General features: G+C 61.5%; 19 protein-coding genes and 1 tRNA gene. 13 read left to right on the plus strand and 7 right to left on the minus strand.

Translation table 11 applies throughout. The features are described from left to right. Window positions 1-114: 114 nt before the first annotated feature. From DV706_RS12925 to DV706_RS12935, 3 genes are all read left to right on the plus strand, one after another. A complete protein-coding gene (locus tag DV706_RS12925) occupies window positions 115-1,341 on the plus strand; it encodes a phosphoglycerate kinase (protein WP_006064527.1) in 1,227 nt (408 codons plus the stop codon). Further along, on the plus strand, window positions 1,307-1,831 hold the full coding sequence (locus DV706_RS12930) for a GNAT family N-acetyltransferase (protein ID WP_006064528.1): 525 nt from the start codon (window positions 1,307-1,309) through the stop codon (window positions 1,829-1,831). Before DV706_RS12925 ends, DV706_RS12930 begins: the two co-directional genes overlap by 35 nt. A gap of 11 nt (window positions 1,832-1,842) precedes the next feature. Further along, window positions 1,843-1,916 (plus strand) — tRNA-Thr (locus tag DV706_RS12935). A gap of 374 nt (window positions 1,917-2,290) precedes the next feature. Here the strand turns inward: DV706_RS12935 and DV706_RS12940 are convergent. From DV706_RS12940 to DV706_RS12950, 3 genes are all read right to left on the minus strand, one after another. Continuing rightward, entirely contained in the window at window positions 2,291-3,286 is a 996-nt protein-coding gene (locus DV706_RS12940; RefSeq protein ID WP_240756766.1) for a hypothetical protein, read from the minus strand. Between the two features lie 363 nt (window positions 3,287-3,649). Then, a complete protein-coding gene (locus tag DV706_RS12945) occupies window positions 3,650-4,267 on the minus strand; it encodes a universal stress protein (RefSeq protein ID WP_006064530.1) in 618 nt (205 codons plus the stop codon). Window positions 4,268-4,361: 94 nt separating this feature from the next. Next, window positions 4,362-4,817, minus strand: a complete 456-nt coding sequence (locus tag DV706_RS12950) for a dCTP deaminase/dUTPase family protein (protein WP_049889614.1) — start codon at window positions 4,815-4,817, stop codon at window positions 4,362-4,364. 136 nt (window positions 4,818-4,953) lie between these two features. Here DV706_RS12950 and DV706_RS12955 point away from each other — a divergent pair, with 136 nt between their 5' ends. Beyond that, entirely contained in the window at window positions 4,954-5,787 is an 834-nt protein-coding gene (locus DV706_RS12955; protein ID WP_006064532.1) for an MOSC domain-containing protein, read from the plus strand. 102 nt (window positions 5,788-5,889) lie between these two features. Here DV706_RS12955 and DV706_RS12960 read toward each other — a convergent pair whose 3' ends face one another. Further along, complete coding sequence (locus DV706_RS12960; RefSeq protein WP_006064533.1) at window positions 5,890-6,240, minus strand: hypothetical protein; 351 nt, start codon at window positions 6,238-6,240, stop codon at window positions 5,890-5,892. 122 nt (window positions 6,241-6,362) lie between these two features. Between DV706_RS12960 and DV706_RS12965 the strand changes: the two genes are divergently transcribed. Continuing rightward, entirely contained in the window at window positions 6,363-9,170 is a 2,808-nt protein-coding gene (locus DV706_RS12965) for a disk-shape morphogenesis protein volactin (protein WP_006064534.1), read from the plus strand. 75 nt (window positions 9,171-9,245) lie between these two features. On the opposite strand, the gene DV706_RS12970 is transcribed toward DV706_RS12965, so the two are convergent. After that, complete coding sequence (locus DV706_RS12970; protein WP_006064535.1) at window positions 9,246-9,377, minus strand: rubrerythrin-like domain-containing protein; 132 nt, start codon at window positions 9,375-9,377, stop codon at window positions 9,246-9,248. An 85-nt stretch (window positions 9,378-9,462) separates the two neighbouring features. Continuing rightward, on the minus strand, window positions 9,463-10,689 hold the full coding sequence (locus tag DV706_RS12975) for an MFS transporter (protein ID WP_049889615.1): 1,227 nt from the start codon (window positions 10,687-10,689) through the stop codon (window positions 9,463-9,465). A 255-nt stretch (window positions 10,690-10,944) separates the two neighbouring features. Here DV706_RS12975 and DV706_RS12980 point away from each other — a divergent pair, with 255 nt between their 5' ends. The 3 genes from DV706_RS12980 (at window position 10,945) to DV706_RS12985 (ending at window position 12,905) form a co-directional block, all read left to right on the plus strand. Beyond that, complete coding sequence (locus DV706_RS12980) at window positions 10,945-11,127, plus strand: DUF7501 family protein (protein WP_006064537.1); 183 nt, start codon at window positions 10,945-10,947, stop codon at window positions 11,125-11,127. Between the two features lie 405 nt (window positions 11,128-11,532). After that, complete coding sequence (locus DV706_RS22570; protein ID WP_449406816.1) at window positions 11,533-11,619, plus strand: DUF7129 domain-containing putative zinc-binding protein; 87 nt, start codon at window positions 11,533-11,535, stop codon at window positions 11,617-11,619. A 92-nt stretch (window positions 11,620-11,711) separates the two neighbouring features. Next, window positions 11,712-12,905 carry an RNA-guided endonuclease InsQ/TnpB family protein gene (locus tag DV706_RS12985; protein ID WP_006064538.1) on the plus strand — a complete coding sequence of 398 codons (1,194 nt, stop codon included), beginning with the start codon at window positions 11,712-11,714 and terminating at the stop codon, window positions 12,903-12,905. Window positions 12,906-13,144: 239 nt separating this feature from the next. On the opposite strand, the gene DV706_RS12990 is transcribed toward DV706_RS12985, so the two are convergent. After that, the gene (locus tag DV706_RS12990) at window positions 13,145-13,612 is read right to left on the minus strand and encodes a hypothetical protein (protein WP_006064539.1); all 468 of its coding nucleotides are present in this window, start codon (window positions 13,610-13,612) and stop codon (window positions 13,145-13,147) included. A gap of 144 nt (window positions 13,613-13,756) precedes the next feature. Between DV706_RS12990 and DV706_RS12995 the strand changes: the two genes are divergently transcribed. The 5 genes from DV706_RS12995 (at window position 13,757) to DV706_RS13015 (ending at window position 17,912) form a co-directional block, all read left to right on the plus strand. Continuing rightward, the gene (locus DV706_RS12995; RefSeq protein ID WP_006064540.1) at window positions 13,757-14,140 is read left to right on the plus strand and encodes an SHOCT domain-containing protein; all 384 of its coding nucleotides are present in this window, start codon (window positions 13,757-13,759) and stop codon (window positions 14,138-14,140) included. Window positions 14,141-14,208: 68 nt separating this feature from the next. Next, the gene (locus tag DV706_RS13000; RefSeq protein ID WP_006064541.1) at window positions 14,209-14,988 is read left to right on the plus strand and encodes an HAD-IIA family hydrolase; all 780 of its coding nucleotides are present in this window, start codon (window positions 14,209-14,211) and stop codon (window positions 14,986-14,988) included. 102 nt (window positions 14,989-15,090) lie between these two features. Continuing rightward, a complete protein-coding gene (locus DV706_RS13005; RefSeq protein WP_006064542.1) occupies window positions 15,091-15,342 on the plus strand; it encodes a glycine zipper 2TM domain-containing protein in 252 nt (83 codons plus the stop codon). Window positions 15,343-15,510: 168 nt separating this feature from the next. Next, window positions 15,511-17,283, plus strand: a complete 1,773-nt coding sequence (locus tag DV706_RS13010) for a TraB/GumN family protein (protein ID WP_006064543.1) — start codon at window positions 15,511-15,513, stop codon at window positions 17,281-17,283. Then, on the plus strand, window positions 17,280-17,912 hold the full coding sequence (locus DV706_RS13015) for a zinc metalloprotease (RefSeq protein ID WP_006064544.1): 633 nt from the start codon (window positions 17,280-17,282) through the stop codon (window positions 17,910-17,912). The genes DV706_RS13010 and DV706_RS13015 overlap by 4 nt, the downstream gene beginning before the upstream one ends. Window positions 17,913-17,960 lie beyond the last annotated feature (48 nt).

Below are 17,960 nucleotides of genomic sequence, written 5' to 3' on the forward strand. Positions count from 1 at the left end.
TGGCGCTGTCCTTCCGCTGGCTGCGCCGACAGACACCTGTGCTATGCTAACAGTCATCGACATCGATCTCTCCGATAGAAAGACCTTTCGGGGGCCGCGGTGGACTGGTCGATAATGACCGATACCCTCGACGACCTCGACGTCGAAGGGACCACCGTCGGCGTCCGCATCGACGTCAATAGCCCTATTGGTGACGACGGCATGCTCGCCGACGATGCCCGACTACGCGCCCACGTTGACACCCTTTCGGAACTGATCGAGCGAGGCGGCCGAGTTGCCGTCCTCGCCCACCAGGGTCGTCCCGGTGGTGATGAGTTCGTCTCCCTCGAGTCACACGCCGACCGACTCTCTGAACTGCTCTCACATCCCGTCGACTACGTGGATGCCACGTTCAGCAACGCTGCTCGCGAGGCCGTCAGCGCGCTCGAAAATGGCGACTGCATCGTCCTCGAAAACACGCGTTTTTACAGCGAGGAGTATATGGAGTTCGAACCAGAACGGGCCGCTCGAACCCATCTCGTACAGGGACTGGCCCCGGTACTTGACGCCTACGTCAACGACGCCTTCGCCGCGGCACACCGATCACAGCCGTCGCTCGTCGGCTTTCCAACCGTTTTGCCCGGCTACGCCGGCCGCGTGATGGAGTCCGAACTCGATACCCTCGGCTCGATCGAAGAGACACCTGAACCACGCATCTACGTTCTCGGTGGCGCGAAAGTTCCCGATTCGATCGACGTCGCCTGGAGCGTCTTGGAGAAGGGGCTGGCCGATCACGTCCTCACTGCCGGCGTTGTCGGCAACGTCTTTCTCATCGCCGACGGGGTCGACCTCGGCGACGCGAGCTCTGACTTCATCTACGATCAGGGCTACTGGGACGAGATCGATCGCGCCGCTGACTTGCTCGATGCCTACGGCGAACAGGTTGCACTCCCGCGTGACGTTGCCGTCGAACGCGACGGGCAGCGACACGAAATCGGCGTCAACGCCTTGCCACCACAGGACGGCGAGGCCGCGATGGACATCGGCAGTTCGACGCTTGCTTACTACGAGCGACTGCTCGAGGATGCGGGCACGGTGATCCTCAACGGGCCGGCCGGCGTCTTCGAGGACGAGGCTTTCGAGACGGGAACACGGGAGCTCTACAACGCGGCGACAGCTGTCGAGATGAGTATCGTCGGCGGCGGTGATACGGCCTCGGCGCTGCGCCAACTCGGCGTCGACGGCTTTTCGCACGTCAGCACCGGCGGCGGTGCCGCGTTGCGGATGCTCACTGCGGAACCGCTCCCTGCCGTGACGGCACTCGAAAATGGACCCACACAGCAACAGCCAGCCGACGATTGAACACGCGTCTCAAGACGACATCGAAGCAGTCACGACGCTCTGGGTTCGGCTTGCCCGTGACCAGCGCACCTACGACTCGTCCGTCCGAGCTGCTGCCAACCGGGAGACGATGCGCGAGACGCTCACGGCCCACCAGATCAACGACGGCCTGCTTGTTGCTCGCCTCGGTGGCAATGTTGTCGGCTTTGCGTCGTTTGCCGTTGAACACGGCTCGCTCGAGCTCGATGCCACCCGTGGCCACCTGTCGAATCTCTACGTCGACCCCGCCTTTCGCAACCACGGGATCGGCACCGCGTTGCTCGAGGCCGTCGAGAACGCGCTTGCCGACCAGGGTGTAGACATCCTTCTCCTCGAGGTGATGGCCGATAATGAGGCTGCACGGCGATTTTACGCCCGAAAAGGGTACGACGATTTCCGAGTCACAATGCAGCGCTCACTCGAGGGCGAGGACTCATCGGAAAACGATACACATTCAAAGGAGGACCGCTAATCGAAAACTGCGCCAGGGGAGCATGGGTGGTTCATGCACTCGACTTGTAATCGAGACTCCCGGGGTTCAAATCCCCGCCCTGGCTTTTCAATTCGCGAGCGACGCAACCGACATTCCGGCGATTCTCTCTGATCGTTCGACGCGCAAGCAGCCGTAACCGAGTGAAAACCGGAGACGTTTCGACTGTACCGCGTGGCTGTCCACGACCACCAGGAGTGTCATCGCTGGCGAGCGGTTTGGTCAGGGTTGAGACGCGCCGTTGTGCTGCGTGACCGGCGTGGTCGCAGGACGGTTCATGATTGTGTCGGCGCTGGCCGGTCGTCGCCGTCTAAAAGACGAGGGGCGATGTCTCAGAGTGAGAACTCCATTCGTGGCAACGACTGGTGTTCTGCCCCCGTCCTCAGCACGAACGTGATAGACCCTGATAATTCCACATCCAAAGCATGTTGGGTCGGCCGTTTAGAAGGATTCGGTCTCGAGGCCAGCGCCATCGGGGTCGATGCCGGGCTCCACGAACTCCCACAGCGGTTCGGCGGTGAACGTTCCATCAGCCGTGATTACCCAGGGAATGAGCTGACAGGAGTGACAGCGACCGCTGTCGACGGAGAGCGTTGCTGTATCTGACGCGCCCGAGACGTCACTCACGCCAAGGATCCGATCCGCCTGGGTGAGCCACCAGACGACACGCTCGAGGTTTCCATCTGGGTCACTGACGTCGATCTCGAGAGTCATTCCCCCGGGACTGATCTCGAGAGGGCCAGGGGCTGGTCGCGCGGTGTCGATGGTTGGGTCTTCGAGCCCTGTCGGCGTGACGGTGATCGTCCAACTGGCTCGGTACTGCTCGCCGTCGACGTCGACACCAGCGACCACCTCGTAGGTCTCGTCACGCTTGTCGTGTCCGTCACTCTCGAACGTCTCCTGCCAGTAGTGGGCTGCCTGTTCGACGTAATAAACTCCCTGCCATGGATCTGCCAGCGTGTCGCCAACGTTCTCGCCGTCGATCCACCAGGTGGTCGTCTGAACGGCATCGGGGTCGACAGCACCGACTTCGAAGTGGACTGTCGTCTCCGGCTGGACGGCTGGTTCGGGGTCGGGAAACTGCAGTTCAGGGTCCAGTTCGTCGGTCGCACGAATTCCAACGGTGCGTTCGTCTGTCTCGCCGTTGGCGTCGGCCCGAACCGTCACCTCGTCGTCTTCCGGGACGGGTTCGGTCCGGTAGCTCGAGGGAAACGGTCGCTCGGTCTCGCCGGGGCCGACGGTGAGTGTCACGTTCCCTGCCGGCTCGCCATCGACGGTGTACTCGATGGTTGGACGGATCGACTGATCGGTCGGGTTCTCGACCTCGACGGTCCACTCGAGTACTGCACCTCCCGTAACGGTCTCCGGAATTTCGACGATACGGACGGCGACTGGGGTGTCCTCGTGGTCAGCTGTCGTGTCACTGTCGGTGGTCATATCACTGTCGGCTGCAGTGGTGTCGGCTGGTTCACTGGCAACTGTTTGCTTCCCGATGTGTGCTGCTGGGACGATACTCCCAGCCGCAACCGTTTTCAAGATCGTTCGTCTGTTCACAGGTCTGCCCTCATATCGGTTCCCAACCCGAAATCACAGCATAAGTGCGTGCCACCGTTGTACAGTCAAATCGGACATTTGAATCATGTGATCACTCCTGTATCTTCGATGGTGGGGCCTACTGGACTGTTGTCCGTGCATAACACTGGGGACGACGGGCAGCTGTTCGACGGCGCAGTCGGTGGCTGATTCAGACGAAACAGCCGAGAAAACGGAGCGGAGAGCGGTTTTTGATCAGCCTACACGTCATCTCTCGACTCGGGCCTCTCCCGAGAGCGCGTCGACGTGGACCTGCACCGTCTCCGAATCGGTCTCCAGAGAGACGGTCCAGACGGCACTGATTCGATGTGGCTTCTCGAGCAGCGTGATGTCGTCCGCCTCGAGTTCCTCGACATCGGCTGTCAGGGTCGCTCGAGCGATCCGTTCGGCATCATCGGCGTCGTCGATCTGGATCTCGTCGGTCAGGCGCACGGTCACGACGGGGACGTCGGCCATTCGGACGACGCGTTCGGTGACGCTGCCGACCAGGAGTCGATCGAGCCCCGTCCGGCCCTGTGTCCCCATGATGATCATGTCGATATCGTGGTCGTCGGCGTACTCGAGGATCTCCTCGTGTGGGACGCCCTGCTCGACCGCCGTTACGGCCTCGGCACCGCCCCGGGACGCTTCGGCCTCGATTCGATCGACAGCGCGATGGGCAGCGGGTGTCGCTGCATCGCTCTGGAGCGTTCCGAGCGGCCCCTCCGGCACGATCGAAAGTGCGTGAATCGTCGCATCGAAGCGATCTGCGATCGTCAGGCCATGGGTGATCGACTGACGAGTGCCATCGCTCCCGTCCGTCGGAATGAGAACGTCCTGATACATTACAACGACGTTTGGTACACAGACATAAATACACCGCCGGCTGTTGCTGTTGGTCGCTCGAGCGGAGAGCACGAGGGCGGACGGCACCCCCGACTTACTCGGGACGAGCAGGTCGAGCGCCAGTCGACAGCAGCGTCGATATCCGCGCGTTCTCTTTGATTCGCAAGCCGCCGTCGGCGACCGTTAGTGGGATCAACGGCAGATGTGTGGTGACCAGTACCGAGGGGTGTGAGCCGCCACGAGCCAGCAGTTCGTTCCGCGGCTGAAGCTGCAGCGGTTCCTCGAGGCCGGTCAGAAACTCGTTGTGCTGGATGACGTACTGGCCGCCCTCGAGGTCCCACCAGCCGAACTCGTCGTCGGGCTGTCGGAGGTCGGTCGCCACTGGCTCGAGGTCGGCATCCTCGAGTTCGTCGCCCCCGAAGTCCAGCTGGCCGGGAGCAGCGACCTCGTAAACTGCGCTGACGGTCAGATCGATACCGTGTTCGTGGACCTGTTCCGGTTCGTAAACGAGGTTATCGACGACCTCGGCGAGGGGGTTTTCGACAGACATTTCGGTTGTCCTGACGGTTCCGAACGGGAAAAACGTGTCCTCGAGTAGCGGCGTGAAGCCTCGATTCGAGCCGTGGCCACGATCGGATTCGACTGAACAGATACACATATGCATCGGCGAACCGACGGCACGAACGATGCCACAGCTCGAGTCCATCCGTGTCTATCCGATCAAATCCCTCGACGGGGTGTCGATCACCGAGGCCGAGATCGTCACGAACGGCGGGCTGTCGTGGGATCGGCGGTATGCGATCGTCGAACAGTCACCGGATGCGATGGCAGCGACCGAGCCGAACGACCGGTATGTCAACGGCAAGCGAGAGCGTCGACTCCATACACTCGAGGCGACCTACGACTTCGAACGGGAGACGGTCACGGTCGGTGAGCACGGTCACGACGAGCGACAGACGTTCCACCTCGAACTCGACCGAGACTGTTTCACGGCATGGCTGTCAGACTACGTCGGCTACCCGGTCGAACTCGTTCGCAACGACGAGGGCGGGTTCCCGGACGATACGGATGCCTCGGGGCCGACGGTGATCAGTACGGGCACACTCGAGGCAGTCGCCTCGTGGTACGATGGGATCGACGCTGGCGAGATGTGTCGTCGGCTGCGGCCGAATCTCATCCTCGATGCGCCCGCGTTCTGGGAGGACCGACTCTACGACGCTCCCGGACGGGTCGTCCCGTTCGATATCGGGTCGACCACGCTCCAGGGGGTCAACCCGTGTCAGCGGTGTGTCGTCCCGACGCGGGATCCCGAGACAGGCGAACCGACCGAGGACTTTCAGGAAACGTTCGTCGAACGTCGGGAGGCGACCCTGCCCGAGTGGGCCAGCGAGGCGTGGTTCGATCACTACTTCCGGCTGATGGTCAACACACGCGTTCCCGACGACTCCCTTGGGGCGATACTCGCACTCGATGAGTCGGTCACTGTCGGGGACTCGGTGACGGCACACTCGGCGGAGTGACCGAGAACTCGGTTCCGCTGTCGGACGAGCTGCACTCCCGGCGTCTCGGTGCACCTGCGACCGCCCTGCAGGCACACCGGCACTGACTGACAGCAGTCCGTATCAGTCTGCCTCGAGCAGCCACCGATAGCGCGGATGAAGCCACGACCAGTCCTGCTCGACGATCCAGTCGCGAAGCTGTCTTCGGTTAGTGATTCCCGGGACAGTGTCGGCCAGTTCGGATGGCGACCCCCCTGTAACCGGCTTGTATGCGATCGATCGTGTGGCTGTACAGTAAAACGAGGCCCGCGTACAGTCGTTTTGGAGCCCGATCAGATAGCGATTGATCTGATCCTCCCCGAGGAGATACGCACTCACTCGACCGGCGTCAAGGCCGTCGCCCTCCTGACGGACAGCCAGAATCGCCGACTCGAGATCTGTCTCGAGCTGGCGCTCGTACCCGTATCCCGGCACCGGTGTACGTCACGCGGGTGGGCCGGAACTGATACCCAGCCGACGGGAGCAGCTCACGGCTGGTTTTCAGTTCTGGTATTCGAGGCCAAAACGCAAAGAGGACTGTCCGATTTGCCGTTGCCATGGAATACGGTCTCGATATCGGTCCAGAGGCGATCCGAGCGGCTGTCGAGGCGTCAAACGGGGTGGCGATCGAATCGGTTCGTCCGATCGTCGTTCCAGCCGACGAGGAGAAAGCCGAGTCAGCAGGGACGGAAACGGGTGATGAACTGTTCGTCGAGCAGGACGAGACGCGGTATGCGGTCGGGCCGACTGCAAAAACCCTCGCCGATGCCGAGGGTGAGACGCCTGCAACACTGTTCGCAAACGGTGTCCTGTCGGAAGCTGGGTACGCCGGACCGGCACTCGAGACGCTCGTTGACGATGTCCTCGAAATCGACGATGCAGTCGATGGGCGGCTCTGTTATACGACTCCGGGACCGCTGGTCGACGCGGACGATCCGACCGACACGCATCGCGATACTGTCGCGTCGATCCTCGCCAATCGCGGACTCGATGTCACACCGATCAGCAGCGGGTTTGCCGTCGTCTACGACCAGTTCACTGACGACAACTACACTGGACTCGGCATCCGTCTCGGCCCCCAGACCACGAGCGTCACACTCGCATACTACGGCGTGCCTGCACTGGCGTTCTCGCTTGCAAAAGGGAGTGCGTGGGTCGTCGAACAGGCAGCCACCGAGACAGGGCACGAGCCAGCACAGGTCGAAGCCACGCTCGAGCAGTTTGCCCTCGATCCCGACGCGGCAGCAGGCGAGATCGAGGCTGCGCTTGCCGCGGCCTTCGACGCGTTGATCAGTGACCTCGCAGCAGCGCTCGAGACAGAAGCCAGCGAGAACGATGTCCAGCAAGGGTTGGCCGTCCCGGTCGCACTCGCTGGGTCGGGCGTAGTCGATGGACTCGAATATCTCCTTGGCGGTCGGTTCGATGCGGCACCGCTGCCGTTTTCGATCCGGGGCGTGCGACTCGCCAACGATCCAGCCACAAGCGCTGCCAGAGGCGCACTCGCGGCCGCCAAAGACGGTGTCGACGCCCACGAGGCTGTGACGTGGTCGCCAGCCGACGTGAACGACACCGGTGGCGACGTCTCCACGGCGATACCCGCACCGACCGGCGAGACGACGCTGTCGTTCGACGATCCACTCGACGACGGCACCGACACAGAGCGCGCTCGAGCGGATGCCGCGATCGATCAGCTGTTCGCCCGTCTGGCCGACCGAGACGATGAGATCCAGTCGGTTCGAGCCGACCTCGAGACAGTGTTCGACGATCTCGAGTCCATCGAAGCGGAGACGGCCAGCGCCGAGACGGTCGACGCCCTCGAGGACGACCTCGAGTCGGTCACGGACGGGCTGTCGGACCTCGAAGCCGAACGTGAGCGTTACACGAGCGACCTCGAGACTCTGGAGGGCGAACTCGAGGGCGTATCAACCGCGTACGACGCTCTCGAAGACGACGTCGATTCTCTCGAGTCGGCGCTAACAGACGATTTCGACACGCTCGAGGCGACGATCGAAACCCTCGAGACAACAACCGCGGACGAACGGGCAGCGCTCGACGATCGAATCGGCGACCTCACGGCCGATCTCGAGGCAGTTGCTGAGCGCACTGACACGCTCGGGGACCAGTTCGAACGGCTGCAGGCGTCGGTGGAGACACTCGAAGAAACAACTGCGTCAGCGACTGCCCTCGAAGCGGTCTCGGAAACGGTTTCGGAACTCGAGGCCGAACTCGACACTGTCGACCGGCACGGAATTCGAATCGACGGCCTCGCGGGCCGACTCGAGGAGCAGGCACTCCGGATTGGCGATGTCTCGGATCGATTCACAGCCCACGCAGAGCGAGCTGACGAGGAACGTGCACAACTCGAAGGCGATCTCGAGTCGATCGACTCAACACTCGAAGACGAACTCGAGGCCGTCGATAGCGGCCTCGAGACCATCGATGAACGGGTCACCGAACTCGGTGTCGACCTCGAGGCGACGACCATGGCTCTCGAGGACGCCGAAGAGCGACTCACATCGACGGCTGGCCACGTCACGGCGCTGGACGACGAGCTGGCTGCCGTCCACGACTCGTTTCGCGACCGCACTGCCGACCTCGAGACCCGTCTCGAGACCACACAGGAGACGGTCGGTGGCCTCGAGACGACGGCAGCTGACAGCGATCGGGTGACTGCCATCGAAGCCGAACTCGCGACCCTCGAGACGGAACTAGACGATCTCACGCAGACGGTGTCGGCCGTCTCGGAGACCGTGGCTGGACTCGAGGAACGAACAGCACCCGCAGAGACGGTCGACGCCCTCGCTGCTGATCTTGACGCGATCTCAGACGACCTCGACAACCGCCTCGAGAGCGTCGATGATCGCATCGAGGCTATCACAGGGAAGCATGACGGCCTCGGCGACCGAGCCGAGCGGCTCGACGACCGGACGAGCGATCACGCGAACCGACTCGAGGCGCAACGCGAGACCATCGACGACCAAGAGAGGCGACTTGAGACGGTGCTGACCGAGGTCGACGATCTCAGGAAACTGCTCGAGGATGGCGCTGACGAGCCGGTCGAGACCCAGCTGTCGACGCTCGAAACACGTGTCGACGCCATCGAATCAGGGCTGGAGACCAACCGGGATGACGAACTCGAGGCAATCCAAACAGCCCTTGAGACACTCCAGGATCGAATGCAGCGTCGAGAACAGACTGCGACAGACGAGACGCAGGCTGTCGTCACTCCGCTCGTTGCTGGCGGAGGCGGTGCCGGCGTCGTCGCTGGCAGTTCGCTCGTTCTCACCGGTGCTGGGGCTGTCGGTGCGGGTGCAGTCCTGCTCGGACTCGTCCTCATCGGTACTGCGGTCGCACTCGAGCGCTGACCGACGCTGTGGCTGCCCTCACCCTCGCTCCCGAGAACGCTGTCGGCACTCCGGCTCGGCGCGTCGCCGACTCGACTACTCCCGGATCAGTTCGACGTTTCGCATCTCGCCTCCACATCGCCGACAGGTGCTGAGGAGTGCATCCATGACCGTCTCTCGATGGCCACAGCCGACACACTCGTACTCGAGTGGTTCAGTAACAGACATGAGGGTATCTATGTAATGGGGTGTGTTAACTCTTTTCGTGGTAAACTGGGAAACAGCGGGTTCTCGACGCCAGCTTACGCACACACTACTCGAGCAGCCAGAGCAGCGTTGCGAGTCCCGTGGCTGTGATGAGCGACGCTGCGAGCAGCCAGAACGCGGGCTGGAAGCCGGCCGTTTCCGATAGCGTGCCGACGATCGCGGGTGCGACGGCGCCGGCAGCCATCAACATCGTGCGGACCACTCCGAGGCCACCGCCGGCGACGTCGTCGGGGATCGTAGACATCAGGTACGCACCCCGTACAGGTCGAAAGCCGTGCGAACCCACCCCGACGGCAACGAGTGCAGCGCCGAGGACAACCGGACCGGCGATTCCAGTCAGCGAGATGAACGCAACCAGTGCAACGGACGCGAGACCGAGCATCGCGACAATGATCGGGAGCCGGCCGATTCGATCGCTGAGGTCGCCGGTGGCGAGCTGGACCAGGCTCGCAAGAAAGAGCGCGCTGTAGAGCAGTCCTGCGGCTGCGTTCGTCAGCCCGGCCTCCTGTGTCAGATACAGCGGTGCAAACGCCACGAACCCGTTGTAGGTAAACGAAAACAGGATCGTCAGGAGTGCAAACACAGAAAATCGCCAGTCTCGAAAGAGCGTTGCATACTGGCCGACGCCGGCAGCTGAAGCTGCGGTCGGCGCAGCGTCACCTTCGGACTCAGTTGGCATCCGTCGTGGGACCCGAACCCGGAACAGCACAGCAAGGCCGACTCCCGCGAGTCCGGCGAGCAGGAAGATGAGCCGCCAGCTCTCGCCGAACGCAAACGAAAGTCCCGCAACGGCGACGACTGCAGCGGGTGCAAATACGCCGCCGAAGGCACCGAACGTGTCGAGGACCCCAAGCGCTCGGCCCGTCCGAGACGGGTAGGCTCGAGACAGCAACCGGACGGCGACGGTCTTGTGAGCGCCAGTTCCAGCACCCATGACGAGCATCGCCCCGACGAGGACGAGAAACGGGGAGTCGACGACCAGCGCGAGCGACGCGACCGCTGCGACGAGTGCACCAGTGGTAATGACGACAACCGATCCGAGTCGGTCTGCGAGCACGCCGGAGGGAAACTGCATGGCAGCGTAGACGAGCATGAAGCCGGTGAACGCCATCCCCAGAACCGCGTTTGACACGCCATAGCTCGCCTGAAACGGGTCAAACAGCGGCGGAAAAGCGTACCGAAGGAACTTCCCGAGAAACCAGATCGCTGCTGTCACCACGAGGACGTCGTAGTGGGCGAGCCGGCCGGCCACCCCTCGACTCGTGTCGTTCACGTTCAACAGTAGATCGGTGGGGGAACGAGTACGCTCCGATTCAGCGACTCGAGTCTCGCCTTCGGTCGACAGCGTGGACTCGAATCCGTAGCTGCCCTGCCGCCTGTGACACTGCCCCGAGCGGCCGACAGCCGCGCTCTCGGGAGCGAGATCGAGAGAGAGCACGCCGAATAATAGTGGTATTAAATACCATATACAGGTACTAGTTCTTAACCGAGTACACTTATATGGATTCTTCTGCCAAGAACGGATAGCATGGCAGTGAACACCACCGCAGACTGGAACGACCCGATCAGCTGTCCGTTCTGTGGCGACGAACTCGAGTCACCTGGTGCCGGATTCGTCGATCATATCGATGCCAACGCAGACTGTGAGGACGGGTTCGAGCAGTGGCGATCGAACATCGCGAGCGATCTCGCTGGCGAGTGGTCCGGGTAGAGGCGTTGCATCCAGCCCGGCGGCGACAACTGCTGCGTGCTGACCGCTTTTTTGTTCACCGTCCTCGAGACGGATACGCCACCAGCGCTCAGCCGTACCGCTTCACACGTGGACGGCGTGTTGGAACCGAAATCGACCAGCGACTCCAGCCATCGGGCAACGGGTGACACTACCAGACAACCGTCAGTACCGGCCCGATCGCGCCTCACGGCTCGTCGCCGACGGCGACGATCGTTCACGTACGATCGGTTCGTGAATATAGTATGTCGGTTCGGCTGGCGCCCCATGTCGCCCCATACTGAACATCTGTCCAATACATTAGGATACATCTGCTTCTCTATCGAGATAAGTGCGCTAGAAGAATACCAACGCAACCGTTTTTGTGGCATGAGTTAACAACCCACTATGACTCAGATCGACCCGTACACGCCGTCCCGACCGTACTACGAATGCACCGTCTGTGGGTTTCGAGACGTGGGCGATTCAAACTAGGTAGCGAGGCGGATTCCCCGCCCCACCGTGGGCGGGGTTGAAGCCGACACCCAACCCTGCCTTTTATAAATCAATAGCACTTTATTGAACATGTGGCGTCGGACGAGTACCACCGTCGAACACTCATCACTCGCCTCACCCTCCGTAATGACGAGGATGAGCAACTGCTCCTTGACACAATCGAAGAGTGGCTCGACGGCTGCAACATCGCAAGTACCCTCGCGTGGAACACTTGCCACACCAAGTCCGACGTGCGACAACTCGCCAAACAACAAATCAAGCAGGAAACCAAGTTAGGCGACCAGCACGCCACGCTCGCCTGCCACGAAGTCGCAGGCGCAATCAAATCCTGCATCGAATGCCGCAAAAACGGAAAGAAAGCCTCACAACCACAGTTCACAAGCCGGTCGATGACATTCGACCGCCGCACACTCACCGTCTTCCCCGACCAAGAAACGGTCACACTCACCACGCTCGGAAACCACAGTCGCGTCCACGCTGACTTGTCTCTTCCCGAAGCCGAAGATGGATACCAGCGTGTGTATCTTGATAGTGATGAGTGGGAGTACACAGAATCCACACTCCACTATCGAGACGGTGATTGGTACATTCATCTTGGCTATCGAACACCAAAAGAAGACGACGATTCCGAGTCACCGACCGAGAACGGAACGGTTCTCGGTGTTGATCTCGGCGTCAACCAAATCGCTGTGACGAGTACAGCTCGCTTCTTCGACGCAGATGAACTCAACCACTACCGCCGCGAGTTCGAGAAAACACGTGGCAGTCTCCAGCAGACCGGGACGCAATCCGCACACCGAACCATCGAATCCCTATCCGGCAGGGAAGAACGATACGTGAAACACGTTTTGCACAACGTGGCGAACGGTATCATAGAAGAAGCACTCGAACACGACTGCGACGGTATCGTGTTCGAGGAGTTGGACGGGATTCGAGAGGACTTGCCAGAAGCGGCGTGGCATTCGGAGTGGGCGTTCCGCAAGCTGAAGGACTTCGTGGAGTACAAGGCGGAGTTTGAGGGCTTGTTCGTGGATACGACGAATCCTCGAAATACGTCGAAGCGGTGTAACGAGTGTGGGTTCACGCACGACGATAACCGGCACGCTGGGCAGTTCGAGTGCCAGTCGTGTGGGAGGACGAATCACGCGGATTACAATGCGGCGAAGAACGTTGCGGAGTTGTATCTCCGGCGGGGCCATCAGTCGTCCGGTCGGAGGAGCGTCAGTCAATACGCTCTGAAGTCAGGAGCGAGGACGCCGAGTTAGCCAGATACACTGGCTCCCCCACTCTTGGGGTAGAGGCCGAGTTCACTGACAAGCCCCGCGCCACCGTGCGCGGGGCAGTTGACTCGCGTTCTGTCCGGACTGTGGTGGCCGCACGCAGAATATCGCAGTCCCTCGAGAGTAGTCGCCTGTCAACAGAAGTTCTCCCACCGCCGGCTCCCATCAGTACCGGAGCGACCGCGTCCGTCGGATGGGTGCAAAACCCGTTTCAGTCGAGTGACTCAGTCGAAATCCGGCAGATCCTCCGGCGGTTCGTACTCGGCCTCCCAGTCGATATACTCGTCTTTGAGTATTTCCGAGACGATCTGTCCGAACTCGGTTAGTTCGGCGTTGATCGAGGAGACAGTTCCCCACGTGTCGAGGTCGGGATGGTACTCCCGCGCCTGCCAGTCTTCGGGGATGCCGGGGGCGTGATAGCCGACGCGGTCAGCGAAGTCGTCCCAAAAGAAGTCAAACCCCGCGAAAAGATCGAGGTCGCGGGCAATCTCGTACGCCCGTTCCTCGAGATCAGTATCCACAAGCCACTCTTCGAATGCCTCCTCCCAGGCCCCTTCCTCGAGAAACTCCTGCAGTTCCTCGCGGCGGTAGTCGATGTCGGCTCCGTCTGCACTGATCGTTGCGTCCTCGTACTCGTTCGGATCGACGTACTCCAGTTCCGGTGGCTCGGGGGGTTCGACCTCGAGTGTCATAGACAGGGGTACGGACGGTTTGCGGATAAGAATTCCCTCCCCGGAACGACGCGTTTTCGAGCGACCGGTCAGCAGCCAACGTCCCGCTCCTGGCGAATGTAGCCGATCCCCACAGTTATTCCGACACAGTCCCAACACGTCACTATGGGCAGCGAGCGCGGCGGAACGAACTATAGCCTCACGGAGATCTTCGCCATCAAGTTCGTCCTTGCCGATATTCTGATCATTGCCGTGTTGCTGTTTGCCGGCCCGCTGTATGCCCTCGCGATCACGGCGCTGCTCGTGGTGAGTGTCTTTCTCGTCTGGTATCTCACCCAGCGCGTTGGTCCTGTCGGCACCGACACGACCGACTCGAGTCGATCGGACCGCGAACGCGACCCCGTCACGAAACTCCAAGATCGGTATGCAGCCGGCGAACTGTCCGACGCCGAGTTCGAAGCCAAACTCGAGCGGCTGATCGACGCCAACGAGCGGGCCGACGCCGCCGGCATCGAGACGGCGGACCTAGAACTCGAACGCTCGGAGTGACCGCGGATCCCCACGGCTGATTTCCCCGAACCCAACACTCAATCGACAGCCAGCCCTAGCAGTATACAATGACGAGCTACGAGGCGGCGATCCTCGACGTCGACGGCACCATCGTTCGAGGCGAGGAGCTGCTCCCGAACGTAACCGACGGCCTCTCTGCCCTCGATGACGCCGGCATCGATCGACTGCTGTTCTCGAACAATCCGACCCGTGGAAGCGACCACTACGGCGAGAAGCTCGAGCCACACGGAATCGCGATCGATTCCGACAGCGTCCTTACCTCAGCGACGGTCTCGGCGACGTATCTCGCAACGACCCATCCCGACGAGCGCGTGTATCTCGTCGGCAGCGAGCGACTCGAGACGATCCTCGCGGACGCGGCCGTCGAACTCACCGACGACCCCGAGCGCGCCGACGTCGTCCTCGGGTCGTTCGACAAAGCGTTCTCCTACAGTGCGCTCTGGGAGGCGTTGCGTGCACTCGATGATGACGTGCCGTTTTATGGAACCGACCCCGATGCGACGATTCCGGTCGACGGTGGGTTGATTCCCGGCACTGGAGCGATCCTCGCCGCAATGGAGGCCGTTGCCGGCCGAGAGCCCGACGCGATCCTCGGCAAACCGTCCACGATCGCCGCCACGGCCGCAATGGACCGTCTCGAGGCGGCGCCCGAACAGACGCTGGTCGTCGGCGATCGCCTCAACACCGATATCGAACTGGGGAACCGAGCCGGCATGACGACCGCACTCGTTCGGACTGGCGTGACAGATCAGACGACACTCGAGACGTCGCCGATCCAGCCGGACTACGTTCTCGACTCGCTTGCCGACATCGAGACGCTGCTGTAAGCGAGCCAATCGCCCGCTTGTGACTGGCGGACAGGCGTGGGAGCGCTGCACAATGTGGGTCTGAGAGACATACTTATCCGTGATAGTCTCGATAGTCGTCATATGGACTTTGCGGACACGAAAGCCCACGTCAAACACGTACTGCTTCGAGCGCGATACGCAGCGATTGGAGCCGCAGTCGGGGCCGCGATCGGTGCCGTCTTCAGTCGAAACGCCGCGAGCACTGGCGGTGCGATCGGTGCGCTGGCCGGTGCGACAGTCGCAGATACGCGCGATACTGCGAGTACGTTCCTCGAGGACGCCAAGGAAAAAGAGTTCGTCCCGCTGTCGAACGGCGACGACGAGCAGAACTGACAGCGTCGGAACCAGCGCCATCCGCCACCGGTGGTGGCAACAGTCGTCAGTAGACGAGAAACGGCGTGACCGTGGCCGATTCGCACTCGAGTCGGCGGTCGACGATCTGTCCGTCTTACTTCCTTTTGGTCCGATACTGGTAAAAGTCCACGTCGAGTTGAATCGTTAATGAGCGATGCAGGCGACGCCGGCGTGCCAGAGCCCCCGAAGCCGCCAACGGACGAACAGGGGTCTGTCCACGTTCTCGGGACAGCACACGTCTCGCAGGCGAGCGTCGATGACGTACACGAAACGATCGATCGTGAAGACCCAGATGTCGTCGCCGTCGAACTCGACGAGGGTCGATATCGACAGATGCAAGGCGGGACACCGGACGATATTGAAGCCAAAGACCTCCTCTCAGGCAACACCGTCTTCCAGTTTCTGGCCTACTGGATGCTTTCGTATGTCCAGTCACGCCTCGGCGAGCGGTTCGACATCGAGCCCGGAGCGGACATGCGGGCCGCCATCGAGGCCGCCGAGCGCAACGAAAGCGGTGTTGCACTCGTCGATCGAGATATTCAGGTCACGATCCAGCGGTTCTGGCGTCGGCTATCTGTTAGCGAGAAGCTGAAGATGGTCGGCGGACTCGCCCTCGGAATTACCGATCCCCGGACGATCGGGCTCACCTTCGGTGCCGTTGCCGGGCTCTTGGTCGGCTTTGTCTTCGCTGCCTTTCTCGCACCGCTGCTCGGGCTTGGCGACCTCCTCTTGCTTGGTGTCACCGGCTCGACGACGCTTCAGTATGTGGGCGCGACCATAGGTGGTGCCATCGGCGGTGCGTTCGTCGGGTTGCTCTTTCTCCCCTCGCTTGAGACGAACAGCGGGTCGGCTGGCGGGCTTCTCGACGGGCTTTCGATACGGATCCTCGCAGGCGTCGGTCTCGGGATCAGCGCCTGCCTGGCACTGGTCGCAACTGGAACCTTCATTGGACCGTTTTCAGCAGGCGCGTTCGAAAGCGCCGGCATCTACGGGATCCGCGGGACAGTTGGTATCCTCGCCGGGCTCGGCGTCGGTGTCGCCATCGGTGGCCTCCTCGGCCTCGTTCTCGATGCCGGCAGCAGCGACGTCGAAGACGTCGACGAGATCGACATCGAAGAGATGACCGACGGCGACGTTGTCGCCGCGATGATGGAGGAGTTTCGCCGGTTTAGCCCCCGCGGCGCAAACGCCCTGATCGACGAACGTGACGCCTACATCGCGAATCACCTCCACGAGCTTCGCGACCAGGGGTACGACGTCGTCGCCGTTGTCGGTGCCGGCCACAAAGCCGGGATCGAACGCCATCTCGAGAACCCATCACAGATTCCTTCCCTCAAGTCGCTTTCGGGGACTGCGTCCAAGCGACGATTCTCGCCACTGAAGATCGCCGGCTATCTGGTGATGATCGGCTTCCTCGGCTTTTTCTTCCTGCTGATTATGGCGGGCGTGCAGGATACGTTCTTGCTCAAGCTGTTTGGAGCCTGGTTTCTGTTCAACGGGTTCTTTGCGTTTACACTCGCCAGACTCGCTGGTGCACGCTGGACCAGTGCCGGCGTCGGCGGCTCGATTGCGTGGCTAACCAGCATCAATCCACTGCTGGCCCCCGGCTGGTTCGCTGGCTACGTCGAACTCAAACACCGGCCAGTCAACATTCGAGATATCCAGACGCTCAACGAAATCGTCGGTGACTCCGAGCGGCCGGTGAGCGACGCCATGAGCGACATGTTCGATGTCCCGCTGTTCCGGCTCATTATGATCGTTGCGTTGACCAACATCGGGAGTCTGATCGCGACCCTGCTGTTCCCGATCGCGGTGTTGCCGTGGCTCGCTCCCGAAATCGGCGGCGTCGACGCTCTCTTTGGTGAGCTTCTCACCGGTGCTGAAAACACCCTCGAGTTACTCAGAGGGCTGTTGACATGAGCGTGCGAACACGCCGGCAGCCGGAGCCGGAACTCTCTTTCAGCGACAAGGAACTGTTCGACCTCGCGCTGGCCTGGATTACACTGAGTGTCGCGTTCGCGCTGTTGCTGGCGCCGATTCACCGCTCACCGGTCACTGTCGGCTACTTCGGTGCGATGGTCGGGCTGAGTTTCGTCACCGTCGGCGTCGCCTTTCTGTTGCACGAACTCGCTCACAAAGTGGTCGCGATCGAGTACGGCCAGGTCGCGGAGTTCCGTGCAGACTACCAGATGCTGTTTCTCGCGGTCATGAGCGCACTTATTGGCTTTCTCTTTGCCGCACCAGGGGCTGTCTACCACCGGGGCCGGATCACGACGAAACAGAACGGGCACGTCGCGCTCGCAGGACCCATTACAAACCACCTGCTTGCACTGGTGTTTTTCCCGCTTATGTTGTTTCCCGGCATTATCGGGACCGTTGGTCACCTCGGCGTGCTCATCAATCTCGTCCTTGCCGCGTTCAACATGATCCCGTTTGGCCCCCTCGACGGGAAAACGGTCCTCGAGTGGAGCAAGCCAGTGTTCGGCGTCGTGTTCGGCCTGAGTCTGGTGTTGGTCGTCGGCTTTTATTTGACGTTTGGGTTATTCTGAGACGCGCTCGATGGGCCGGCGGCCGACCATGCAACCGGTGATCTTTTG

The sequence above is a fragment of the Natronorubrum bangense genome, assembly GCF_004799645.1.
Taxonomy (GTDB): domain Archaea; phylum Halobacteriota; class Halobacteria; order Halobacteriales; family Natrialbaceae; genus Natronorubrum; species Natronorubrum bangense.

Bases quoted from the DNA above. Each gene is read 5' to 3' on its own strand.
- DV706_RS12965 (WP_006064534.1), top strand. From the start codon at position 6,363: ATGGAATACGGTCTCGATATCGGTCCAGAGGCGATCCGAGCGGCTGTC.
- DV706_RS12955 (WP_006064532.1), top strand. From the start codon at position 4,954: ATGCCACAGCTCGAGTCCATCCGTGTCTATCCGATCAAATCCCTCGAC.
- DV706_RS12995 (WP_006064540.1), top strand. From the start codon at position 13,757: ATGGGCAGCGAGCGCGGCGGAACGAACTATAGCCTCACGGAGATCTTC.
- DV706_RS12940 (WP_240756766.1), bottom strand. From the start codon at position 3,286: ATGACCACCGACAGTGACACGACAGCTGACCACGAGGACACCCCAGTC.
- DV706_RS12980 (WP_006064537.1), top strand. From the start codon at position 10,945: ATGGCAGTGAACACCACCGCAGACTGGAACGACCCGATCAGCTGTCCG.
- DV706_RS12970 (WP_006064535.1), bottom strand. From the start codon at position 9,377: ATGTCTGTTACTGAACCACTCGAGTACGAGTGTGTCGGCTGTGGCCAT.
- DV706_RS13010 (WP_006064543.1), top strand. From the start codon at position 15,511: ATGAGCGATGCAGGCGACGCCGGCGTGCCAGAGCCCCCGAAGCCGCCA.
- DV706_RS13000 (WP_006064541.1), top strand. From the start codon at position 14,209: ATGACGAGCTACGAGGCGGCGATCCTCGACGTCGACGGCACCATCGTT.
- DV706_RS22570 (WP_449406816.1), top strand. From the start codon at position 11,533: ATGACTCAGATCGACCCGTACACGCCGTCCCGACCGTACTACGAATGC.
- DV706_RS12930 (WP_006064528.1), top strand. From the start codon at position 1,307: ATGGACCCACACAGCAACAGCCAGCCGACGATTGAACACGCGTCTCAA.
- DV706_RS12925 (WP_006064527.1), top strand. From the start codon at position 115: ATGACCGATACCCTCGACGACCTCGACGTCGAAGGGACCACCGTCGGC.
- DV706_RS13015 (WP_006064544.1), top strand. From the start codon at position 17,280: ATGAGCGTGCGAACACGCCGGCAGCCGGAGCCGGAACTCTCTTTCAGC.
- DV706_RS12945 (WP_006064530.1), bottom strand. From the start codon at position 4,267: ATGTATCAGGACGTTCTCATTCCGACGGACGGGAGCGATGGCACTCGT.
- DV706_RS12990 (WP_006064539.1), bottom strand. From the start codon at position 13,612: ATGACACTCGAGGTCGAACCCCCCGAGCCACCGGAACTGGAGTACGTC.
- DV706_RS13005 (WP_006064542.1), top strand. From the start codon at position 15,091: ATGGACTTTGCGGACACGAAAGCCCACGTCAAACACGTACTGCTTCGA.
- DV706_RS12950 (WP_049889614.1), bottom strand. From the start codon at position 4,817: ATGTCTGTCGAAAACCCCCTCGCCGAGGTCGTCGATAACCTCGTTTAC.